Origin of the sequence: Achromobacter sp. K91, from assembly GCF_003576205.1 — a bacterium.
GTDB classification, from domain to species: Bacteria; Pseudomonadota; Gammaproteobacteria; order Burkholderiales; family Burkholderiaceae_B; genus Achromobacter; species Achromobacter aegrifaciens.
Genome location: NZ_QWFB01000052.1, coordinates 88,027 through 107,590, shown reverse-complemented (window position 1 = coordinate 107,590; position 19,564 = coordinate 88,027). Strand labels below are relative to the sequence as shown.

Sequence of the window (19,564 nt, the reverse complement as noted above, 5' to 3'; positions counted from 1 at the left end):
GCTTGCCGATGGCCGCAACACAGGGGAAGCACCGCCATGCATGCGTTGACACTGCCGTCGTTGTTGCTGGAGCAGGGCGCCCGATGGGGCGAGCGCACATGGGTGCAGGCGCCAGGCGGCGCACTGCGCTACGGCGATGCTCCCGGGCATGCAGCGGACTGGGCCGCGCGCCTGGCTTCGGCCGGCGTCGCCCGGGGCGACCGGGTCGGGCTGATGGCCGGCAACCGGCATGAATTCCTGTCCATCGTGCTGGGCTGCGGCTGGCTGGGGGCGGTGGTGGTGCCCATCAACACGGCGTCGCGCGGCATGCAGTTGCAGCACATCCTGGCCAACAGCGGTTGCCGCTTGCTGGTGGCCGATGCCGCGTCCTGTCCCGCGCTGGCTGCACTGGACATGCAGTCCCTGGCCTTGAACCGCATTTGGCTCCTGGACGGCAACGCCGACGCGCTGCCGGTGCACGCGTGTCCGCCGCCTCCTGTGCCGGATACGCCGCTGCCGCCGGCGGCCGACCTCGGTCCCGGAGATACGCTGGCCATCCTGTACACCTCGGGCACGTCCGGACTGTCCAAGGGCGTGTGCTGTCCGCACGCGCAGTTCTACTGGTGGGGCAGGATCGCCGCGCGCAACCTGGAAATCGCCGAGAGCGACGTGCTCTACACGAGCCTGCCGCTGTTCCATACCAATGCCCTGAACGCCTGCTTCCAGGCGCTGGTCACGGGCGCGACCATCATCTGCGACGAGCGCTTCTCGGCCAGCCGCTATTTCGACCGGCTGGAGGCCACGGGCGCCACGGTGACCTATCTGCTGGGCGCCATGGTGCCCATGCTGCTGGCGCAGCCGCCTGCCGCAGCCGAACGGCGTCAGCGCGCGCGGATTGCGCTGGCGCCCGGGGTGCCCGAACGCTTCCATGCGGCATTCGCCGAACGCACGGGCATCGCGCTGCTGGAAGGCTACGGCTCGACCGAAACCAACTTCGCGCTGGGCGGCACGCTGGACGAGCAGCGGCCGGGCACGATGGGGCGCGTCGCGCCCGAATTCGATGCGATGGCGGCTGACGAGCACGACGCGGCGGTGCCAGACGGCACGCCGGGCGAATTGCTGTTGCGCTCGCACATCCCATACGCCATCGCCACCGGTTATTTCGGCATGGACGACAAGACGGTGGAAGCCTGGCGCAATCTCTGGTTCCACACGGGCGACCGGGTGGTGCGCGATGCGGACGGCTATTTCCGCTTCCTGGACCGCACGAAGGACGCCATCCGCCGACGCGGCGAGAACATTTCCTCGTACGAGGTGGAGCAGGTGCTGCTGGCGCATCCGGCGGTTGCCGCCGTGGCGGTCTATGCGGTGCGTTCCGATCTGGCGGAAGACGAGGTCATGGCGGCGCTGGTCTACAAGACCGGGCAGGCCATCGCGCCCGAGACGCTGTTGGACTTCTGCCAGCCCCGTATGCCGTATTTCGCCGTACCGCGCTATCTGCGCGTACTGGACGATTTGCCGCGCACCGAGAACGGCAAGATCCGCAAGTTCCGCTTGCGGGATGAGGGCATTACCGGCGACGCCTGGGACCGCGACGCCGCCGGCTATCGCGTGGCGCGCTGAGCGTCATCAATCCATTCAAACAGACTAGGGGCGGCAATGACGATGGCATACAAGGGGGCGGCCGCGGCCGCCGGCGACGATGCGCGCAGAAAACGCACGCGGCGCGTGGTGATGGCGTCCGTCGCGGGCAACGCGATGGAATGGTATGACTTCTTCATCTACGGCACGGCGGCGGCGCTGGTGTTCGGCGAACTGTTCTTTCCCAAGGGCACCGACCCGCTGCTGGGCACCATGGGGGCGTTTGCCGGCTTTGCGGTCGGCTTCCTGGCGCGGCCGCTGGGCGGCGTGATCTTCGGCCATATCGGCGACCGCTACGGCCGCAAGCTGGCGCTGGAATGGACCCTGGGCTTGATGGGCGCCGCCACCTTCCTGATCGGGCTGTTGCCTACCTATGATCAGGTCGGCTTCTGGGCGCCGGTTGCCATGGTGGTGTTGCGCATCCTGCAAGGCGCGGCCGCGGGCGGCGAGTGGGGCGGGGGCGTGCTGCTGATCAGCGAGGCGGTCGGGGGCAAGCGCCGCGGCTACTTCTCGTCCTTCAGCCAATTGGGAGTGGCGGGCGGCTTCGTGCTGTCGTCGGGCGTCTTCATGCTGGCGCAGCAGCTGCCGCAGGAAGCCTTCATGAGCTGGGGCTGGCGCCTGCCGTTCCTCTTGAGCGTGCTGATCTTCGGCGTGGGCCTCTACATCCGCAAGCACATCCCCGAAAGCGATGAATTCGTGCAGGCCGCCAAGACCGCCAAGCGTGGCATGCCGGCAGTCGAAGTGTTCCGCCGCTATCCGCGCCAGGTCTTTACCGCGATGGGATTGCGCGTGGCCGAGAACGGCGGGTCGTACATCTTCCTGGCGTTTGCGCTGGCCTACGGCAAATTCCTTGGCATACCCAACGACGTCATGCTGGGCGGCGTGCTGGTGTCGATGTTCATCGAGCTCGGCACGCTGGTCTGGTTCGGCCACCTGTCCGATCGCATCGGCCGGCGGACGGTGTACCTGATTGGTTCGGCCGGCCTGGTGCTGGTGGCATTCCCGTTCTTCTGGCTGGTGCAGACCAAGGAGCCGGTGTGGATATTCCTGGCCTTCTTCCTGGGCAACACGGTCTGCCATGCCGCGATGATCGGCACCCAGCCGGCGTATTTCGCCGAACTGTTTCCCGCAGAGGTCCGCTACACCGGATTGGCGCTGGGGCATGAACTGGCTTCTGTATTCGCCGGCGGCCTGTCGCCGCTGATCGCCATGGCGCTGCTGCGCAAGTATGAATCGGCGACCCCGGTGGCGTGGTTTCTGGTGGGCATGGCCGCGGTCACCGTGATCACCTTGCTGCTGACGCGCGAACCCCCAAGGCAGGAGTCGGCGTGAGCGCGGCGCGCGGCCCGGGCATCGTCGGCGTGGGCGAAACGCCTTCGCTGCGCCATCCCGGCCCGGGAACCAGCACGGCCGGCCTGATGGCCGAGGCGATCGCGCAGGCGCTGCGCGGCGCAGGGTTGAAGCCCGGCGATGTGGACGGCCTGGGCGTGGCTTCATTCACGCTGCGCCCCGACCGCGCGATCGATCTGGCGTGGCGCCTGGGACTGCGGCTGAACTGGTGCATGCAGGACGAAATGGGCGGCGCCAGCGCCATCAACCTGTTGCGCCAGGCCTGGCTCGCGTTGCAGGCCGGGCAGGCCGAGACGATCGTGCTGGTCGCGGGAGACCATTTCACGGGCGCCGATTTCGCAGGGCTGGTACGCGGCTACAACCGCAGCGCGCAGGACTATCTCAGTCCCCTGGGCTGCGAGGGGCCGAATCCCCTGTTCGCCATGCTCACGCAAAGGCAGATGGCGCGCTCCGGTCTTGCCCGCGAGGACTATGGCGCGCTATGCGTCGCGCAGCGGCTATGGGCAGCAGGCAACCCCAACGCCGCGTATCGCGATCCATTGAGCCTGGCGCAATACCTGGCCGCGCCCATGGTCGCGCCGCCGCTGGGACGCCTGGATTGCGTGCCGGTGGTCAGCGGGGCATGCGCGCTGGTGCTGAGCGCGCGTCCGGCGGGAATCAGCGTGCGGCTGCTGGCCAGCGATGCGCGCTACAACGACGATCAGCAGGAAGGCGACGGATTGCAGACCGGCATCGCGGCGTTCGCGCCAGCGCTCTGGCAGCGCGCTGGCCTGGGACCGGAAGACATGGATGTGCTCAGCGTGTACGACGACTATCCCGCCATGGCGCTGGCGCAGCTATGCGATCTGGGCTTCGCCAGCATCGATGACCTGCCTGGCTTCATCGCGCGCCGCCTGGCCACCCGGGACTTGCCGGTCAACACCGCAGGCGGCCAACTGTCCGCCGGGCAGGCGGGCACCGCCGGCGGCATGCATGGCCTGGTCGAAGTGGCGCGCCAATTGCTGGGGCAGGCAGGGGAACGGCAGGTGCGCGGCGCGCGTCACGGCGTGGCTACCGGCTACGGCATGGTGCAGCTGCGTTACGGGATGTGCGCCAATGCGGCCGTGCTGGCGCGGGAGGAAGCATGAGCGTCGACGTCAGCCAATGTTGCAGCTGCGGCCATCTGGTCTATCCCATGCGGCTGTGGTGCCCGGCTTGCGGCCATGGACAGGCGCGCGCGGCGGCGGTGGAACAGGCCGAGTTGCAGGCCTGGACCGAATTGCCGTCGCGGAACGGTGCGCCTGCCGCAGTCATCGCCACGGTCCGGGCGCTGCCCGCGGGACCGGTCCTGGTCGTGCGGCTGGAAGAACCGCCCGCCCATGCGGGCCAGCGCCTGTGGCTATTCGAACGCGATACGGACGGGCAGCCTTTGCCTTGGGCCCGCGTCGCGGCCGAACCGCAGATCTGAAGCGCCAACGCGTCAATCGCCGCTGGCCGGCGCCTGGATCGCCTCCAGGCGCTGGGCCAGCGAAGCCGCGGACAACTCGCCCACGCGCAGGTCCACCAGCCGTCCCTGGGCGTCCAGGAACAGCGTGGCGGGCAGGCCGCGGTTGCTCATCTGGCGCGAGGCCGCGCCTGCGGGATCGAGCAGCACGTTGCGCAGCGACGGCGCGTGCTGCGCCAGGAACGCCGTCACGTCCGGCGGCGCTTCGGCCTGGTTCAGGAAGACGAAATTCACATCGGGATGCGCCGCTTGCGCCTCGGTGAATGCGGGCATTTCGCGGCGGCAAGGCGGGCACCAGCTTGCCCATAGATTGATGACGGTAGGTTTGCCCTGGTAGGCCGCGAGCGCCGCGGGCGTGCCGTCCAGCAGGCGCAAGGCGAGCGCGGACAGTTCGGGCAGGGCCTGCGGCGCGGGCGCCAGCCACCGCCCGCCGCCTATCCAGACCGCGCTGGCCAGCGCCAGCGCGCCCAGCAGCGCGGGCCGCGACGCCTGGCGGCGCAAGGCCGCGTACAGCGTGTAGAGCCATGCCGCGGCAAGCCCGGCCATGCCGGCCCAGCCGCCATCGCGCAGGTCCAGGATCCGGAGCGGATTCTCGATGAAGTGGGCCTGGAACTGCCAGACAAAGCCGAGCCGGGCGACGACCAGGCCGATGATGAGCGCGCGCCACAACACCGTACTGGTGTCGGGCCGGGACTCCTGCCCGCGGGTCAGCAGCCTGGCGGCCAGCAGTCCGATAGCGGCGGCAACGATGAGAACCAGCAGGTCCGAGGGAAAGACGAGGGGACCGATACGGATGGCGGGCGTCATGCGTGAATCTGGAACTGGCGCGGCGGGGATCAGGCTGCCTGCTGCAGCTTGGCCGGCGCCTGCGCGATGCGGCGGGTGATTTCGGTGGCGGCGCGGCAGGTCAGGCCGGCGAGGTAGTCCTCGCGGAAGGCCGCGAAGGCGTCCTGCATGCCGATGAGCGTGATGCTGCCCAGCACATGGTTCTCTTCATCGAAGATCGGCGCGGCGATGCCGGTCTTGCCGGAATCCAGTTCCCCCGACGAGATGCAATAGCCGCCCTTGCGCACTTGCAGCATGGCCCGGGAAAAGGACTTCCAGTCCTGGCCCAGCCGCTGCATGTCGGGGGCATCGGCGTGTTCGTCGTAGACGCGGCGCAACTGGCGCGGCCCCAGATTGGCCAGGATCACGCGGGCGGTCGCGCTGCGCAAAAGCGGCATGTGCCGGCCGCGGCCGAAGTTCAGGGCCTGGGTATTGCGCCCGGCCTGCTGGTGCACGTTGATGACCTTGTCGTCGTAGCGCGCGCTGAGCAGCACGTCCAGGCCGGTCTGGCTGGATAGTTCCTCGATCAGGTCGCGGCTGACCGTCAGCATGGGGTCGTACTCCCGCATCTGCAGATCCAGCGCGATGATGCGCGGACCCAGCGCGTAGCCGGCTGGCAGGCGCACCAGCAGGCCGCAGGTGCACAGTTCGCGCACGTAGCGGTAGGCGGTGGCGGGCGCGTAGCCGCGCAGCTGGCAGATGGCATCGACGTCCAGGACCGGCCGGTCGGGCTGAAAGAGGTCCAGGACATCGAGCATGCGGCGAAGACTGTTCATGTGCGTGAAGTGTTGTAAGGCTGACGTGCTGCGAGGGTGCACCAAGGGGCGCGTATTGGCAAATCGTGCTGCCGCGCGCGCAGCGTGCACGCGCGTATAGGAGATCCGCGCAGAACTATCAAATAGATAATTCTAATAAATTATCCAGCATCAATCCGCCAAAAGAAATTGCACATTTATCAAATTACGATAAAGTAGCGAAAAAAGGAGGCGGTAATCATGACCGGAGCTAGTGCCTTGCTGGAGGCTCTGCGCAAGCAGGGCGTGGAAGTCTGTTTCGCCAATCCCGGCACGACCGAGCTGGACCTGGTGCGTGCGATGGAGGAGGTGCGCGGCATGCGCTGCGTGGTCGGCCTGCAGGAGAACGTCTGCACCGGCGCGGCCGACGGTTATGGCCGGCTGGCTGGAAAGCCGGCCGCGACCCTGCTGCATCTGGGGCCGGGCTTCGCCAACGGCATCGCCAATCTGCACAATGCGCGGCGCGCCCGCACCCCCATCGTCAACATCATCGGCGACCACGCCAGCTGGCACCTGGAATGCGACGCGCCCCTGACTTCGGACATCGAGTCGCTGGCGCGCCCAGTCTCCGGCTGGGTGGAGCGCATCGCGTCCGCCCAGGACGCCGCTGGCGCCGCCCGCGCCGCCGTGCAGGCCAGCCTGGCCGATGGCGGCCAGGGCGCGACGCTGATCTTTCCCGCCGACTTCCAGGCGGAAAGCGTGACGCCGGATTCCGCGGATGCTGCCGCCGAGGCCGCTGCGCAGCCCGAGACCTTCGACGCCGCCGCCGCATGGCAGCGCCTGAGCCGCGCGCAAAAGCCGCTGTTCCTGCTGGGCGGGGGCGGTCCCGCCAGCGGCCTGGGACGCCGCGCGCAGATTGCGGCCGCGCGCCTGTGCGCCGCCCTGGGCGGCAAGGCTTACGCCGAGACCTTTCCCGCCAGATCGGAACGCGGCCGGGACTTGCCGGACTTCGACCGCCTGCCGTATTTCCCGGAACCCGCTCGCGCTGCCCTGGACGCTGCCGACCTGGTGGTGCTAGTGGGGGCGCTGCCGCCCGTGACCTATTTCGGCTATGCCGGTCACCCCAGCCGGTTGGTGCCGGCGGAACGCCTGCTGGAACTGGCGGCTCCCGGCCAGGATGCGGCCTCGCGCCTGGAGGCGCTGGCCGAATTGGCGGGCGCGCCGGCTTTCGAACCCGCCGCCGCGCTACTGCCCGAGCCTGCGCCGGGCGCCTTGACGCCGCAATCGATTGCCGCAGTGGTGGCGCGGGCCTTGCCCGAAGACGCCATCGTTTCGGTCGAAGGCGGCACCTGCGGCTATCCGCTGTATGCCGCGTCCGCCGGCGCCGCGCCGCACACCGTGCTGACCAATACCGGCGGCGCCATCGGCCAGGGCTTGCCGGTCGCCATGGGCGCCGCCATCGCCTGCCCGCAGCGCCGAGTGGTGGCCGTGCTGTCCGACGGCAGCACCCAATACACGATCCAGGCATTGTGGTCGCTGGCGCATGAAAACCTGCCGGTCACGGTGCTGATCGCCGCCAACCACCAGTACGCCATCCTGCGCAACGAGCTGCGCCGCGGCAACGCCGTGCTGGGCGAACGCGCGGCCGAACTGACCGCGCTGGACCGCCCGCGCATCGACTGGGTGGGGCTGGCCTCCAGCTACGGGGTGCAGGCCAGCCGCGCCGCGACCTCGGAAGAATTGGCCACGCAGCTGGAATCGGCGCTGCGCCAGCCGGGCCCGGTCCTGATCGAGATGGCGCTGTAGGCGCCGCCATATATATAAGGAGCATCAAAGCATGGACTTGCAACTCAAGGGGAAAGTCGCGGTGGTCACGGGCGGCAGCCTGGGCATCGGGCGCGCGGTGACCGAAGCGCTGGCCGCCGAGGGCGTGCGTGTGGCCATCGTGGCGCGCCGCCAGGCGCAGCTGGACGAAGTGGCGGCTGAAATCACCCGGGCCACGGGCGTGGAAGTGCTGGGCGTGGCGGCCGACGTGTCGGACACCGCCCAGGTCAACGCGATGATGCAGCGCGTGGCCGAACACTTTGGCCGCATCGACATCCTGGTCAATGGCGCGGCCCATCCCGGCGGCCTGGTGCGCAGCGAGATCGACGAGGCCGATCCCGAAGGCCTGCTGGAAGACATCAACATCAAGGTGGTGGGCTACATGCGCTGCGCCAAGGCTGCGGCGCCGCACATGCGCCAGGGCGGCTTTGGCCGCATCGTCAACATCGGCGGCCTGACCGGGCGCGGCAGCAAGCAGCTTTCGGGCATGCGCAACGTGGCCATCTGCCACATGACCAAGACCCTGTCGGACCAGCTGGGTCCGCATGGCATCACGGTCAACGTGATCCATCCGGGCGTGGTCGAGACGCCCCACATCCATGAACTGTACGAAAAGGAAGCCGCCAAGCAGGGGCTGACCCCCGCCCAGGTCGAGGCCAACTATGCCAAGGCCACGCCCATACGCCGGGTGCTGCAGCCGGCGGAGATCGCCGACGCGGTGCTGTTCCTGGCATCGCCGCGGGCAGGGGCCATCACCGGCGAATCGCTGGGGGTGGATGGCGGCATCACGCGCGGCATCTTTCTTTGAACCGCTGAACCTCATTCGGGGAGTCTGGATATGCAAGGCACGATACTGGTCGGCACCGCCGGCCAAGGAATACTGCGCAGCGTGGACGATGGCGCCACCTGGCACCGCTTGGGGCTGAAGGAAGCCATCGAGTTCGACGGCACGGTGCGCAGCCTGGCCGTGGACCCGGCCGACCCGCGCCGCGTCTTTGCCGGGGCCGACGCCGGCATGTGTGTCAGCACCGACGGCGGCGCGCATTTCACGCGGGTGGACAGCCCCATGAACGGCATGACCGTCTGGGCCATGGCCATCGATCCCACGGATCCGCGGCGCATGTACGCGGGCACCGGCGCGCCGTCGCGCGCAGCGATGTTCCGTTCGGTGGACGGCGGCGCCAGCTGGCAGCGCCTGTCGCCCGAACTGCCGGAGTTCTGCCGCGGCGTGAACCGCCCGCGCATCCTGTCGGTCTGCGTGGATCCGGACGACGGCCGCGAGGTCTGGTTCGGCGTCGAAGAAGGGGGCTTGTGGCGCAGCCGCGACGGCGGCGATACCTGGTCGCGCGAGGACGATGAAGGCAATGCCGATGCCATCGCCAACCCCGACATCCATTGCGTAGCTGTCCTGCCGGCCACGGCCGCCGCGCCTAAGACCGCCATGGTGCTGACGGTGAACTCCGTCTATCTCAGCGAGGACGACGCCCGGCGCTGGAATGGCGTTGCTTCCAAGTCGCGCTTTGACGGCATGTACTACACCCGCACGGTGCAGGCGCTGCCGGACGATCCCGACACGCTGCTGCTGGCCATCGGCGACGGCACGCCAGGCACGCGCAGCAGGATCTACCGTTCGTCCGACCGCGGCCGCAACTGGCAGCCGGCGCTGCTGCACACGCCGCCAAATTCCACCTTCTGGGCCTTCGGCGTGCACGCAGCCGACCCGCGACTGGCGTTCGCCGGCACCAAGTACGGCCATCTGTTCCGTTCCACCGACGGAGGCCGCAGCTGGTTCAAGGAATGGCGCGACTTCAGCGAAATCACCGCCGTGGCCTGGACGCCGTACGCCGCGCCCGTGACCGCGCACCCCCAGTCCATCAACTGACAACCCGCCCGAGACCGCCATGTCCACCAACACCACGCTTGCGCCGGCAGACCGCCGGCCGCGCATCGCGCGCACCCACCTGGCCCTGTTCGTGCGCGACCCGTTCGCGTCGGCGCCCTGGTACGAATCCGTGCTCGGCATGCAGGAGACCGCGCGCGGCGAGCAATGGGTGTTCCTGTCCTTTGGGCGCAAGCACCACGACATCGCCCTGATCCGCGCGGCCGAAGGCGAGCCCGCCCGCGGCCCCGTCAACATGCAGCACTACGGGCTGGAGATCGAGGGCGACGTGGACGAGCTGCGCCGCCTCTACGGCATGTTGCTGGCCAAGGGCGTGGACGTCGTGAAAATCACCGATCACAAAGTCGGCTACGGGCTGTACTTCACCGACCCCGACGGCCACCGCTTCGAGTTCTTCTGCGAAATCGTGCACGGCGACGAAGAGGGCAAGCAGGTCCTGCACGACCACAACGCGCCCAGCGTCCCCATGACGCTGGACCCGCTTTGACCGCCCGCACGGCGCACCCCTTCCTGATCCCACATTTTCTGGAGCATCCATGAGCAGCACCAACTTCGGTCCCTACCGCATCCGCAAGTGGTATTTGCAGATCGACGACACCCTCACTACTGAAACCGGCGAACCGGCCGACGGCGAGCCGCTGCGCAAGATCGTCATCGCGGCCGCGCTGCACAATCCCTATGCCGGGCGCTTCGAACGCGACCTGTCGGGCTATGTCGAACCCTCGGGCATGCTGGGCGAGGAGTTCGGCCGGCGCATCATCGCCGCGGCCGGCGGCCAGCCGCTGGAAAGCTACGGCAAGGCCTGCGTGGTGGGCACGGACGGCGAATACGAGCACGGCAACGCGTTGTTGACCACCATCTTCGCCGAACCCGTGCGCGCGGCGCTCGGCGGCGGCAAGGCCTGGGTGCCTTCCACCGGCAAGCGCGGCGGTCCCGGCACCGTCATCGACATTCCGCTTGCCCACAAGGACGCGCTCTATGTCCGTTCGCACTACGACAGCGTGACCGCGCTGTTCGGCGACGCGCCCAACCGCGACGAAGTGCTGATCGCCTTCGCGTTTGCCACGCGCGGGCGCCTGCATGCGCGCCTGGGCGGCATCCCCGCCAGCGAAATCCAGGGCAAAGACGGACTCTGCTGAAAGGAAGCCGATATGCAACGCCGCGACACCGCTATCGCCGTCAACGGCATGACTTTGCATCTGACCGAGTGGGGCCCCCAGGCGGGGCGTCCGCTATTCATGCTGCACGGCATCCGCGGCTATGCCGAGACCTTCGCCGGCATCGCGCAGGCGTTGCAGCCGGATTTCCGCGTCCTGGCCTATGACCAGCGCGGCCGCGGCGCCAGCAGTTGGGATCCGCAGCGCAATTACTACACCGACGCCTACGTGGATGACCTGGCGGGCGTGGCCGACGCGCTGGGCCTGGACCGCTTCGATCTGCTCGGCCATTCGATGGGCGGCATCGCCGCCATCGTCTTTGCCGCCCGCCATCCGCAGCGCGTGCGGCGCCTGATCATCGAGGATGCCGGACCCGCCGCCTTCGAAGGCAGCGCGGGCGCGGCGCGCATCCAGCGCGAATTGCGCGAAACGCCCGAGTTCTTTCCCGACATCGCCGCGGCCCGCGAGTACCTGCGCGCGCTGCGGCCCAGCGTGACCGAAGCCGCCCGCGAGGAACGGCTGCGCCACATGTTGAAGGAAGACGGAGCAGGCGGCTGGACCTGGCGCCACGACCATGCGGGCATCGCCGCGACCCGGCTGGACCCCGATCCGGCGCGCGTGGTGGACCTGTGGCCGCAGGTCCAGGCGCTGGGCTGTCCGACCCTGGTCGTGCGCGGCGGGCGTTCGGACTACCTGCAGGCCCAGACCGCCCGCGACATGGCGGCGCGCAATCCGAACGTGGAATGGGTCGAGATAGAAGGCGCCGGCCATTACATCCATGACGATCAGCCGGCCGCCTTCGAGCAGGCCGTCGGCGGGTTCCTGCGGCGCGCCTGAGGTGTCTGAGCGCAACCCGTCAGGCAAAAGACAAGAATCCAAGGGAGAGCCGAGATGGCGCATATCGTAGAAGTGCCGGTGCTGGTGGTGGGCGCCGGGCCGGTCGGCGTGACGCTGGCCAATCTGCTGGGCAGTTATGGCGTGGAAACGCTGGTGCTGGAACGCAACCAGGACGTGCTGGACTATCCGCGCGCGGTGGGCCTGGACGACGAAGCCATGCGCACCTTTCAGAGCGCGGGCCTGGCCGATGAAATGCTGCGCGACATGATCCAGAACGTGCCCATGCGCATGTACACGCGGACCAAGCGCTGCTTTGCCGAGATCCTGCCGGCCACGCGCGAGTTCGGCTGGTATCGCCGCAATCTGTTTTCGCAGCCGCTGGGCGAACGCACCCTGCGCGCCGGTCTGCGGCGCTTTCCCCATGTGACGCTGGAACTGGGCAGCGAGCTGCTGTCGCTGGCGCAGGACGAGCGCGGCGTCACGGTGCGGGTGCGCGATGCCGAGGGCGCCGAGCGCGAGATCCGCACGCAATACCTGCTGGCCGCCGACGGCGGGCGCAGCACAGTGCGCGAACGCCTTCTGCAATTGCCCTTCGACGGCAATACGCATCCGCGCAAATGGGTGGTCATCGAATGCGACCAGGACCCGCTGGACGCCCCTTATACCGCGCTGCATTGCGAGCCGCGCCGCCCCTATGTCTGCCTGCGCCTGCCTTACGGCCTGCGGCGCTGGGAGTTCATGCTGTTTCCGGGCGAGGACGGCGAGCAGATGCTGCAGCCGGAAAAGGTGCAGGAACTGCTGCGCCATCACGTGGCCGACCCGGCCAGGTTGAACGTCATCCGCGCCCGCGTCTATACCCACAATTCCCGCGTGGCGCGTACTTTCGTCTCGGGCCGCGTCTGTCTGGCGGGCGACGCCGCGCACCTGACCCCGCCCTGGATCGGCCAGGGCCTGAACGCCGGTCTGCGCGACGCTTTCAACCTGGCCTGGAAGGTGGCCTGGATCGTGCAGGGCCGCCTGGACCCGGCCGCCTTGCAGAGCTACCACGACGAACGCCACAGCCATGCCCGCGCCATGATTTCGCTGGCCGACATGTTCGGCGCCATGCTGTCGCAGACCAACCCGGTACTGGCGGCGCTGCGCGACACGTTCTTCCTGTCGATCCGGAATATTCCGAAGATCCGCGACTATGTGCTGCAAATGAAGTTCAAACCCATGCCGCGCTATAGCCGCGGCGTGGTGGGCGACAGCGCCGACAAGACGCAGCGCGAGTGCATCGGCCGCATGTTCATCCAGCCGCTGGTTGAATGCGAGAACGGCGCCACGCTGCGCCTGGACGAAGCGCTGGGCGCAGGCTTCGCGCTGATAGGCTGGCGCCGCGATCCGCGCGCAGGGCTGCCGCCGGCCCTGCGGGCGCAGCTGGACAAGCTGGGCTGCCGCTACGTGGCGGCGCAGCGCGCGCGCAGCGGCTGCGATCCCGACGAACTGCAAGCCGGCGCCTTGCCCGTGTTGCAGGATACGGAGAACGCGCTGCATTTCTGGTTCCAGCGCACCCGCGCGGACTGGGTGCTGGTGCGGCCGGACCGCTACGTCGCGGCGCTGGGCCGCAGCGCGGACGCCGCCGACGCCCTGGGTCGCTTCGCCGCCCGCTTCGTACCCGGGGCAACCCAAATGGCCGCGCAGCCGACAGGCAAGCCGTCGCACGCGCCCGGGGCGATCCTGAACGGAGCGCAGCCATGAACGCACCGGTCCAGCCCGCGGGCAACCCGGTCCGCAACGTGCTGTTCATCATGTGCGACCAACTGCGCGCGGATCACCTTTCCTGTTATGGCGGAGCCGGCGCCTTGCGCACGCCCCACATCGACCGGCTGGCACGCATGGGCGTTCAGTACGACCGCGCCTACGTGACGTCCGCGGTCTGCGGCCCGTCGCGCGCGTCCTACTACACCGGCCGCTATCCGCTGTCGCACCGCGTCACCTGGAACCGGGTGCCGCATCCGGTGGACGAATGGTGCCTGGGCGAATACCTGGCCCAGGCCGGACTGCCGCTGCACCTGCTGGGCAAGACGCACTTCGTGCCCGACCGCGCCGGATTGCGGGGCAAAGGCTATGCGGCCGAGGACGAGCAACGTTTCCTGCAAGGCGGCTTCCTGCCGATCGAGCGTTACGACGGCCATTTCGAACTGGCCAAGGACAGCCCATACCGCCGCTACCTGCGCGAACGCGGCTACGACAGCGAATGCCCCTGGGAAGACTACGTGGTGGGCAGCCAGGCGGCCGACGGTAGCATCGCCAGCGGCTGGCTGATGCGCAACGCGCCGCTGCCCGCCCGCGTGGACGCGGCGGATTCCGAGACGGCCTATCTCACGGACCGCGCACTGGACTTCATGCAGGGGCAGGGCGACAAGCCCTGGGCGCTGCATCTTTCCTACATCAAGCCGCACTGGCCGTACAAGGCGCCGGCGCCATACCACGCCATGTACGGCGCGGAAGACTGCGCGGCGCCCGTGCGCTCGCAGGCGGAGCGGGAGCGCCCCCATCCTGTGCATGGCGCCTACCAGCGGCTGGAAGAGTCGCAGTCCTTCGCCCGCGACGAAGTCTGGCGCAGCGTACGGCCGGTCTACATGGGGCTGGTCAAGCAGATCGACGACCAGATCGGCCGGGTGCTGGACTTCCTGGAGCGCAGCGGCCGGCTCAAGGACACGCTGATCCTCTTCACCTCTGACCACGGCGATCACCTGGGCGACCACTGGCTGGGCGAAAAGGAGTACTTCTACGACAGCGCGATGCGCGTGCCTTGCCTGGTCTATGACCCGGCGCCGGCCGCCGACGCGACCCGCGGCAGCCGCAGCGACGCATTCGTCGAATGCATAGACGTCGTCCCGACGGTGCTGGAGGCGCTGGCGCTGCCGGGCCAGGAACACCGCATCGAGGGCCGCTCGCTGCTGCCGGGCATCCGCGGCGTGTCGGAGTCCGCGCCGTCCGCGCGCGAGTACGTGGTGGGCAGCCTGGACTACGCCTACCGCGAGGCGCGCCTGTTCCTGGGACGCGGCGAACGCGAGTGCACCGGCCTGATGGTGCGCGACGAGCGCTACAAGTACCTGCATTGGCAGGGCTATCCCGCGCAATTGTTCGACCTGCGCGACGACCCGGGCGAGCTGCATGACCTGGGCGCCGATCCGGGCATGGCGCCGGTGGCGGCACGGATGCGCTCGGCGCTGCTGGACTGGCATGAAGGCCTCAAGCGCCGCGCCACCGAGACCGACGAGGAAGTACGCGAGCGCACGCATGCGCACGAACGGATGATGGGCATTCTGATCGGCCGCTGGTGAAGCGGACCGGTCCTGATCTGGATTTCCAGCCGCCCGGGTCCGTCCTGGCCCGGAGCGGCAACTCAGTCGCCGGACTATTCCGGGAAACGACATATACAAGGGGAAGTACCATGGGATCGCCGTACCGTTGTTGTTTGCAACCCGTCCTGTGGGCCGCGCTGGCGCTAGTGCCGGCCGGCCAGGCCGCGGCCCAGTCCTGGCCGTCGGACACCGTGAAGATCGTGGTGCCGTATCCGCCCGGCACCGAACCCGACGTGCTGGCGCGCGACCTGGGCAACCGCCTCTTCAAAGAGAGCGGCAAGACCGTGGTGGTGGAAAACCGCCCCGGCGCCAACGCCATCATCGGCAGCGATTACGTCGCCAAGGCGGCGGGTGACGGCAATACCTTGCTGATGGTCGACCGCCTGGCGCTCGAGACCAATCCCTTCCTGTACGCCAAGGTGCCGTACCGGTGGCAGGAGGATTTCAAGCCGGTCACCGACCTGGGCCAGGTGCAGCTGTACGTGGCGGTCAGCAATGCCTTTCCGGCCAAGACCTACAAGGAATTCATCGACTACGCCCGGGCCAATCCGCAACGCATCAACGTCGGCACCGGCGGCCAGGGCCACGTGAACCATCTGGGCATGGCCATGCTGGCCAGCGCCGAAGGCGTGCAGTTCACCTATGTGCCGTTCAAGGGCGTGGCGCCGGCCATGACCGCGACCATGGCTGGCGACGTGGACAGCGTCATGGCTGGCGGCCTGGCGGTGTCGGAACAGTACAAGGCCGGCAAGATCCGCGTGCTGGTCGCCGGCGCTTCGCAGCGGGCGGCGATGATGCCCGACGTGCCGACGCTGCAGGAAGCGGGCGGCAAGGCCGGCAGCATCCCGTCCACGGTCTTTACCCTGTTCGCTCCCGGCAAGACGCCGGACGAGCTGGTGGCGCGGATCAACCAGGCGGTGACGACGGTCACGGCGGATCCGGCGTTTCGCCAGACCTACGAAGCGCGTGGCCTGCTGGTGCGCGGCTCCACGCCCCAGGCCACGCTGGCTGCCATGAAGGAAGAGGCCGGCCGCTATGAAACCCTGATCAAGTCCGCTGGCATCAAGCCGGATTGAGCACGCGTCCCGGCGCCGCCGCGGGTGGCGTCCCGGGACGTGGAAACGCCGGGGCCGGCGCTATAGCGCCGCCAACAGCCGTTCCAGGAATGCATCGCACTCGGCGAGTTGCGCGCGCGAGATGAATTCGTCGGGCTTGTGGGCTTGCGTGATGGATCCCGGACCGCACACCACCACGGGGACGTCCAGGTGCCGGGTGAACAGCCCGCCCTCGGTGCCGAAAGCCACCTTGGTCTTGCCGGTCCCGGCGGGCAGCAGGGATTCCACGAAACGCACGGCCTCGCTGGCCGGATGCGTGTCCAGCCCCGGATAGGCGTTGATCTGCTCTATCCGGATATCCGCGGCGGGCGCACGCAGGCGCGCCTGATCGCGGATGTCCTCGGCCGCCTGGCGCAAGGGCGCAAGCAGCGCGTCGGGATCGTCCTGGGCCAGATGCCGGATCTCGAAGTCGACCGCGCATTCGTTGGGCACGATGTTCAAGGCGCGTCCGCCGTGGATGCAGCCCGCGTGGACGGTTGCATAGGGCACCTCATAGGCCGGGTCGCGCGCGCCATGGGCTTGCAGCTCGTCCTGCAGGGCGCGCATGGCGCCGACCATGTCGCACGCCAGATGGATGGCGTTCAGCGCCCGCGGCGCCAGCGCGGAATGGCCTTCGAGTCCCTGGCAGACGGCGCGCAAGGCCATCTTGCCCTTATGGCCGGTGGCGATCTGCATGGAGGTCGGTTCGCCCACGATGCACAGCGCGGGCCGGGTGGGCGCCATTTCCATGACGTCCAGCAGCCGGCGCACGCCGACGCAGCCGATCTCCTCGTCGTAGGACAGCGCCAGCTGCAGCGGCCGCCGCAACGGACGGTTGCTGGCCAGCAGCATCGCGTTGACGGCACAGGCCACGAAGCCCTTCATGTCCGCTGCGCCGCGGCCATACAAGAGCCCGTTGCGCTCGGTCAGCGCGAAGGGCGGCACGGTCCAGGCCTGTCCGGCGGCGGGCACCACGTCGGTATGTCCCGACAGCAGCACGCCCGGAACATCGGCGGGGCCGACGGACGCGTGCAGGTTGGCGCGGGTGCCGTCGTCGCTGCGAACCAGCGTGCAGGCAATGCCGTGCGCCGCCAGCAGTTCGCGCACGGCCTCGATCAGCGCCAGGTTGGGCGTGAGGGTCACCGTGTCGAAGGCGATCAGGCGCGCCAGCAGCGCCTCGGAAGCGGTAGGCATGGCGTTGCCGCCTCAGCCCGGAATGACCGCGGTCACGTCGATTTCCACCAGCCATTCGGGCCGTGCCAGGGCCGAGACCACGATACCGGTGGAGACGGGGAACACGCCCTTGAGCCAGCGGCCAACCACGTTGTAGACCTCTTCGCGGTAGCGCACGTCGACCAGATAGACGGTGAGCTTGCATATGTGCGAGAGTTCGCTGCCGCATTCCTGCAGCAGCATGGCGACGTTGGCCATGGCTTTTTCGGCCTGGGCGGCCACGTCGCCGACGCCCACCGATTCCCGGGTGTCCAGGTCCTGGCCGATCTGGCCGCGCAGGAACACGGTGTTGCCGGCGATCACGGCTTGGCACAGGTCGTTGTCCAGGCGTTGTTCGGGATAGGTTTGGCGAGTATTGAATTTGCGGATGCGGGTGTGGGCCATATTGAGTCCTGATGCGGGCGGATGGATCTGGCGGCTATCCGGCCGTCAGTGGGGAAGGATCTTGGAAAGAAAACGGCGCGCCTGGGGGCTGGCCGCGTCGCGGAAGAAGCTGTCCGTGGGGCAGTCCTCGATGATGGCGCCGTCTTCCATGAAGACCACGCGATTGGCCACGCGGCGCGCAAAGCCCATCTCATGGGTGACGACCATCATGGTCATGCCTTCCTCGGCCAGCTCCACCATCACGTCCAGCACTTCATTGACCATCTCGGGGTCCAGCGCGGAGGTCGGTTCGTCAAACAGCATGGCCATCGGATCCATCGAGAGCGCGCGGGCGATGGCTACGCGCTGCTGCTGGCCGCCGGACAGCTGGCCCGGATGCTTGCCGGCATGGGCGGACAGGCCCACGCGTTCCAGCAGCGCGCCGGCCTTGGCGCGGGCCGAGCCGATATCCCGTCCTAGCACGATCTGCTGCGCCAGGGTCAGGTTGCGCATGATGTCCAGGTGCGGAAACAGCTCGAAGTGCTGGAACACCATGCCGACCTTGGTGCGCAGCTTGGGCAGGTCGGTGGCGCCCGTCACCGAGGCGCCGTCGATCAGGATGTCGCCTGCCTGGATCGGTTCGAGCGCGTTGACGGTCTTGATGAGGGTGGATTTGCCGGAGCCGGACGGCCCGCAGACCACCACGATCTCGCCCCGGTTCACGCGCGTCGAGCATTGCTTGAGCACCTGGTGGCTGCCGTAGAACTTGTCCACGCCGCGGATTTCGATGATGGGGGCGGGCGCGTTCATTTGTCGTAATGCCCTGCGCGGATGGACGCGCCGATGAGATTGAGGATCAGCCGGCCGGCCGTGATGCAGGAAATCTGGTTCAGGTCCTTTTCGGGCTGGATTTCGACGATGTCCATGCCCACCACGCGGCCCTTGCGCACCAGGCCGTGGATCAGCTTGCGGGCCTGGACGAAGGTGACGCCGCCCGGGGCCGGGCCGGCGACCGCCGGCATGGTGGCGGGATCCATGCCGTCGGCGTCGATGGTCAGGTAGTAATTGCCGCCGTCCGGAATGCGCTCGAGCACCGCGTCCATGCCGATGTCATGCAGTTCGTACGCGGTGACCAGTTCGGCGCCATAGGCGCGCGCCGCTTCCAGCTCTTCGGGGCGGCCGCTGCCCTGGGCGCGCAGGCCGATCTGGATGATGCGGTCCACGTGCGCCATTTCGGAGGCGCGCCGGATAGGGCTGGACAACCCGTCGCGCACGCCGTTGACGTCGTCGCGCCAGTCCAGGTGGGCGTCGATGTGCACCAGCGTGATCGGACCCTGCTGGTCCAGGCCGCGCAGGACGGGCGTGGTGATGCCGTGGTCGCCGCCCAGCACGATGGGCACGGCGCCCGCGGCGGCGATGCGCCGCACCGCGGCCTCGGCGCGTTCATAGTGTTCGCCGCGGGGCTTGGACAGGTCGGGGATGATGTCGCCGCAATCCACGAAGCGGATGTCGTCGCGGCCTTGCAGCAGCGGCCCGTCGATGTCGAAATCGTAGTGCCCTGGGCGGCGCACCACGCGGTCGGTCGCCTGGCGGATCGCCGTGGGCGCATTGGTCTGGTCGTTGCTGAAGTCCGCGGCCGAATAGGGCGAGCCGTAGGGCATGCCCAGCACGGCGACATCGGCCTGCAGGTTTTCCAGGTCCAGCGCCAGCGTGGAGTACAGCAGGGTGGGGTGGCCGGTGCGGGGAGGGACCGTATAGGTGCTCATGTTCTCGTTTCCTTGATGGTGGGAG

18 protein-coding genes and 1 pseudogene are annotated in these 19,564 nt (G+C 68.5%); 13 read left to right on the top strand and 6 right to left on the bottom strand.

All coding sequences use genetic code 11. The annotated features are described in order from the left end of the window. Positions 1–21: 21 nt before the first annotated feature. The 4 genes and pseudogenes from DXK93_RS25370 to DXK93_RS25355 all read left to right on the top strand — a co-directional run. A pseudogene (locus tag DXK93_RS25370) lies at positions 22–1,602 on the top strand (ATP-dependent acyl-CoA ligase); the annotation flags it as partial. 36 nt (positions 1,603–1,638) lie between these two features. After that, positions 1,639–2,952: an MFS transporter gene (locus DXK93_RS25365; protein WP_054454595.1), complete on the top strand. Its 1,314-nt coding sequence runs from the start codon at positions 1,639–1,641 to the stop codon at positions 2,950–2,952. Next, the gene (locus DXK93_RS25360) at positions 2,949–4,097 is read left to right on the top strand and encodes a thiolase family protein (protein WP_119451522.1); all 1,149 of its coding nucleotides are present in this window, start codon (positions 2,949–2,951) and stop codon (positions 4,095–4,097) included. The genes DXK93_RS25365 and DXK93_RS25360 overlap by 4 nt, the downstream gene beginning before the upstream one ends. Further along, on the top strand, positions 4,094–4,417 hold the full coding sequence (locus DXK93_RS25355) for a hypothetical protein (RefSeq protein WP_054454590.1): 324 nt from the start codon (positions 4,094–4,096) through the stop codon (positions 4,415–4,417). The genes DXK93_RS25360 and DXK93_RS25355 overlap by 4 nt, the downstream gene beginning before the upstream one ends. 12 nt (positions 4,418–4,429) lie before the next feature. Here DXK93_RS25355 and DXK93_RS25350 read toward each other — a convergent pair whose 3' ends face one another. Together DXK93_RS25350 and DXK93_RS25345 are read right to left on the bottom strand one after the other, a co-directional pair. Further along, the gene (locus tag DXK93_RS25350; RefSeq protein ID WP_119451521.1) at positions 4,430–5,260 is read right to left on the bottom strand and encodes a prolipoprotein diacylglyceryl transferase family protein; all 831 of its coding nucleotides are present in this window, start codon (positions 5,258–5,260) and stop codon (positions 4,430–4,432) included. Positions 5,261–5,289: 29 nt separating this feature from the next. Continuing rightward, positions 5,290–6,054: an IclR family transcriptional regulator gene (locus DXK93_RS25345; protein ID WP_233564612.1), complete on the bottom strand. Its 765-nt coding sequence runs from the start codon at positions 6,052–6,054 to the stop codon at positions 5,290–5,292. 219 nt (positions 6,055–6,273) lie between these two features. Between DXK93_RS25345 and DXK93_RS25340 the strand changes: the two genes are divergently transcribed. The 9 genes from DXK93_RS25340 (at position 6,274) to DXK93_RS25300 (ending at position 16,159) form a co-directional block, all read left to right on the top strand. After that, the gene (locus tag DXK93_RS25340) at positions 6,274–7,818 is read left to right on the top strand and encodes an acetolactate synthase large subunit (RefSeq protein ID WP_119451519.1); all 1,545 of its coding nucleotides are present in this window, start codon (positions 6,274–6,276) and stop codon (positions 7,816–7,818) included. 31 nt (positions 7,819–7,849) lie between these two features. Then, positions 7,850–8,644 (top strand): SDR family NAD(P)-dependent oxidoreductase, encoded by a 795-nt coding sequence (locus DXK93_RS25335; protein ID WP_054454582.1) that lies wholly within the window; start codon positions 7,850–7,852, stop codon positions 8,642–8,644. A 30-nt stretch (positions 8,645–8,674) separates the two neighbouring features. Then, complete coding sequence (locus tag DXK93_RS25330; protein ID WP_054454580.1) at positions 8,675–9,718, top strand: glycosyl hydrolase; 1,044 nt, start codon at positions 8,675–8,677, stop codon at positions 9,716–9,718. Between the two features lie 19 nt (positions 9,719–9,737). Beyond that, positions 9,738–10,223 (top strand): VOC family protein, encoded by a 486-nt coding sequence (locus tag DXK93_RS25325; protein ID WP_119451518.1) that lies wholly within the window; start codon positions 9,738–9,740, stop codon positions 10,221–10,223. Positions 10,224–10,272: 49 nt separating this feature from the next. Continuing rightward, a complete protein-coding gene (locus DXK93_RS25320; protein WP_119451517.1) occupies positions 10,273–10,875 on the top strand; it encodes an amino acid synthesis family protein in 603 nt (200 codons plus the stop codon). Between the two features lie 12 nt (positions 10,876–10,887). After that, a complete protein-coding gene (locus tag DXK93_RS25315) occupies positions 10,888–11,730 on the top strand; it encodes an alpha/beta fold hydrolase (RefSeq protein ID WP_119451516.1) in 843 nt (280 codons plus the stop codon). A 54-nt stretch (positions 11,731–11,784) separates the two neighbouring features. Continuing rightward, the gene (locus tag DXK93_RS25310; RefSeq protein WP_119451515.1) at positions 11,785–13,470 is read left to right on the top strand and encodes a bifunctional 3-(3-hydroxy-phenyl)propionate/3-hydroxycinnamic acid hydroxylase; all 1,686 of its coding nucleotides are present in this window, start codon (positions 11,785–11,787) and stop codon (positions 13,468–13,470) included. Next, on the top strand, positions 13,467–15,062 hold the full coding sequence (locus DXK93_RS25305) for a sulfatase-like hydrolase/transferase (RefSeq protein WP_119451514.1): 1,596 nt from the start codon (positions 13,467–13,469) through the stop codon (positions 15,060–15,062). The genes DXK93_RS25310 and DXK93_RS25305 overlap by 4 nt, the downstream gene beginning before the upstream one ends. A 134-nt stretch (positions 15,063–15,196) precedes the next feature. Continuing rightward, positions 15,197–16,159 (top strand): tripartite tricarboxylate transporter substrate binding protein, encoded by a 963-nt coding sequence (locus DXK93_RS25300; protein ID WP_233564611.1) that lies wholly within the window; start codon positions 15,197–15,199, stop codon positions 16,157–16,159. A gap of 60 nt (positions 16,160–16,219) precedes the next feature. Here the strand turns inward: DXK93_RS25300 and argE are convergent, their stop codons facing one another. From argE to DXK93_RS25280, 4 genes are read right to left on the bottom strand one after another with little or no spacing between them, the layout of a single operon-like run. Next, positions 16,220–17,371 (bottom strand): acetylornithine deacetylase, encoded by a 1,152-nt coding sequence (gene argE, locus DXK93_RS25295; RefSeq protein ID WP_119451513.1) that lies wholly within the window; start codon positions 17,369–17,371, stop codon positions 16,220–16,222. A gap of 12 nt (positions 17,372–17,383) precedes the next feature. After that, the gene (locus DXK93_RS25290; RefSeq protein WP_119451512.1) at positions 17,384–17,794 is read right to left on the bottom strand and encodes a RidA family protein; all 411 of its coding nucleotides are present in this window, start codon (positions 17,792–17,794) and stop codon (positions 17,384–17,386) included. 45 nt (positions 17,795–17,839) lie between these two features. Continuing rightward, positions 17,840–18,565, bottom strand: a complete 726-nt coding sequence (locus DXK93_RS25285; RefSeq protein ID WP_054454887.1) for an amino acid ABC transporter ATP-binding protein — start codon at positions 18,563–18,565, stop codon at positions 17,840–17,842. Between the two features lie 14 nt (positions 18,566–18,579). Continuing rightward, positions 18,580–19,539: an agmatinase gene (locus DXK93_RS25280; RefSeq protein WP_054454560.1), complete on the bottom strand. Its 960-nt coding sequence runs from the start codon at positions 19,537–19,539 to the stop codon at positions 18,580–18,582. Positions 19,540–19,564 lie beyond the last annotated feature (25 nt).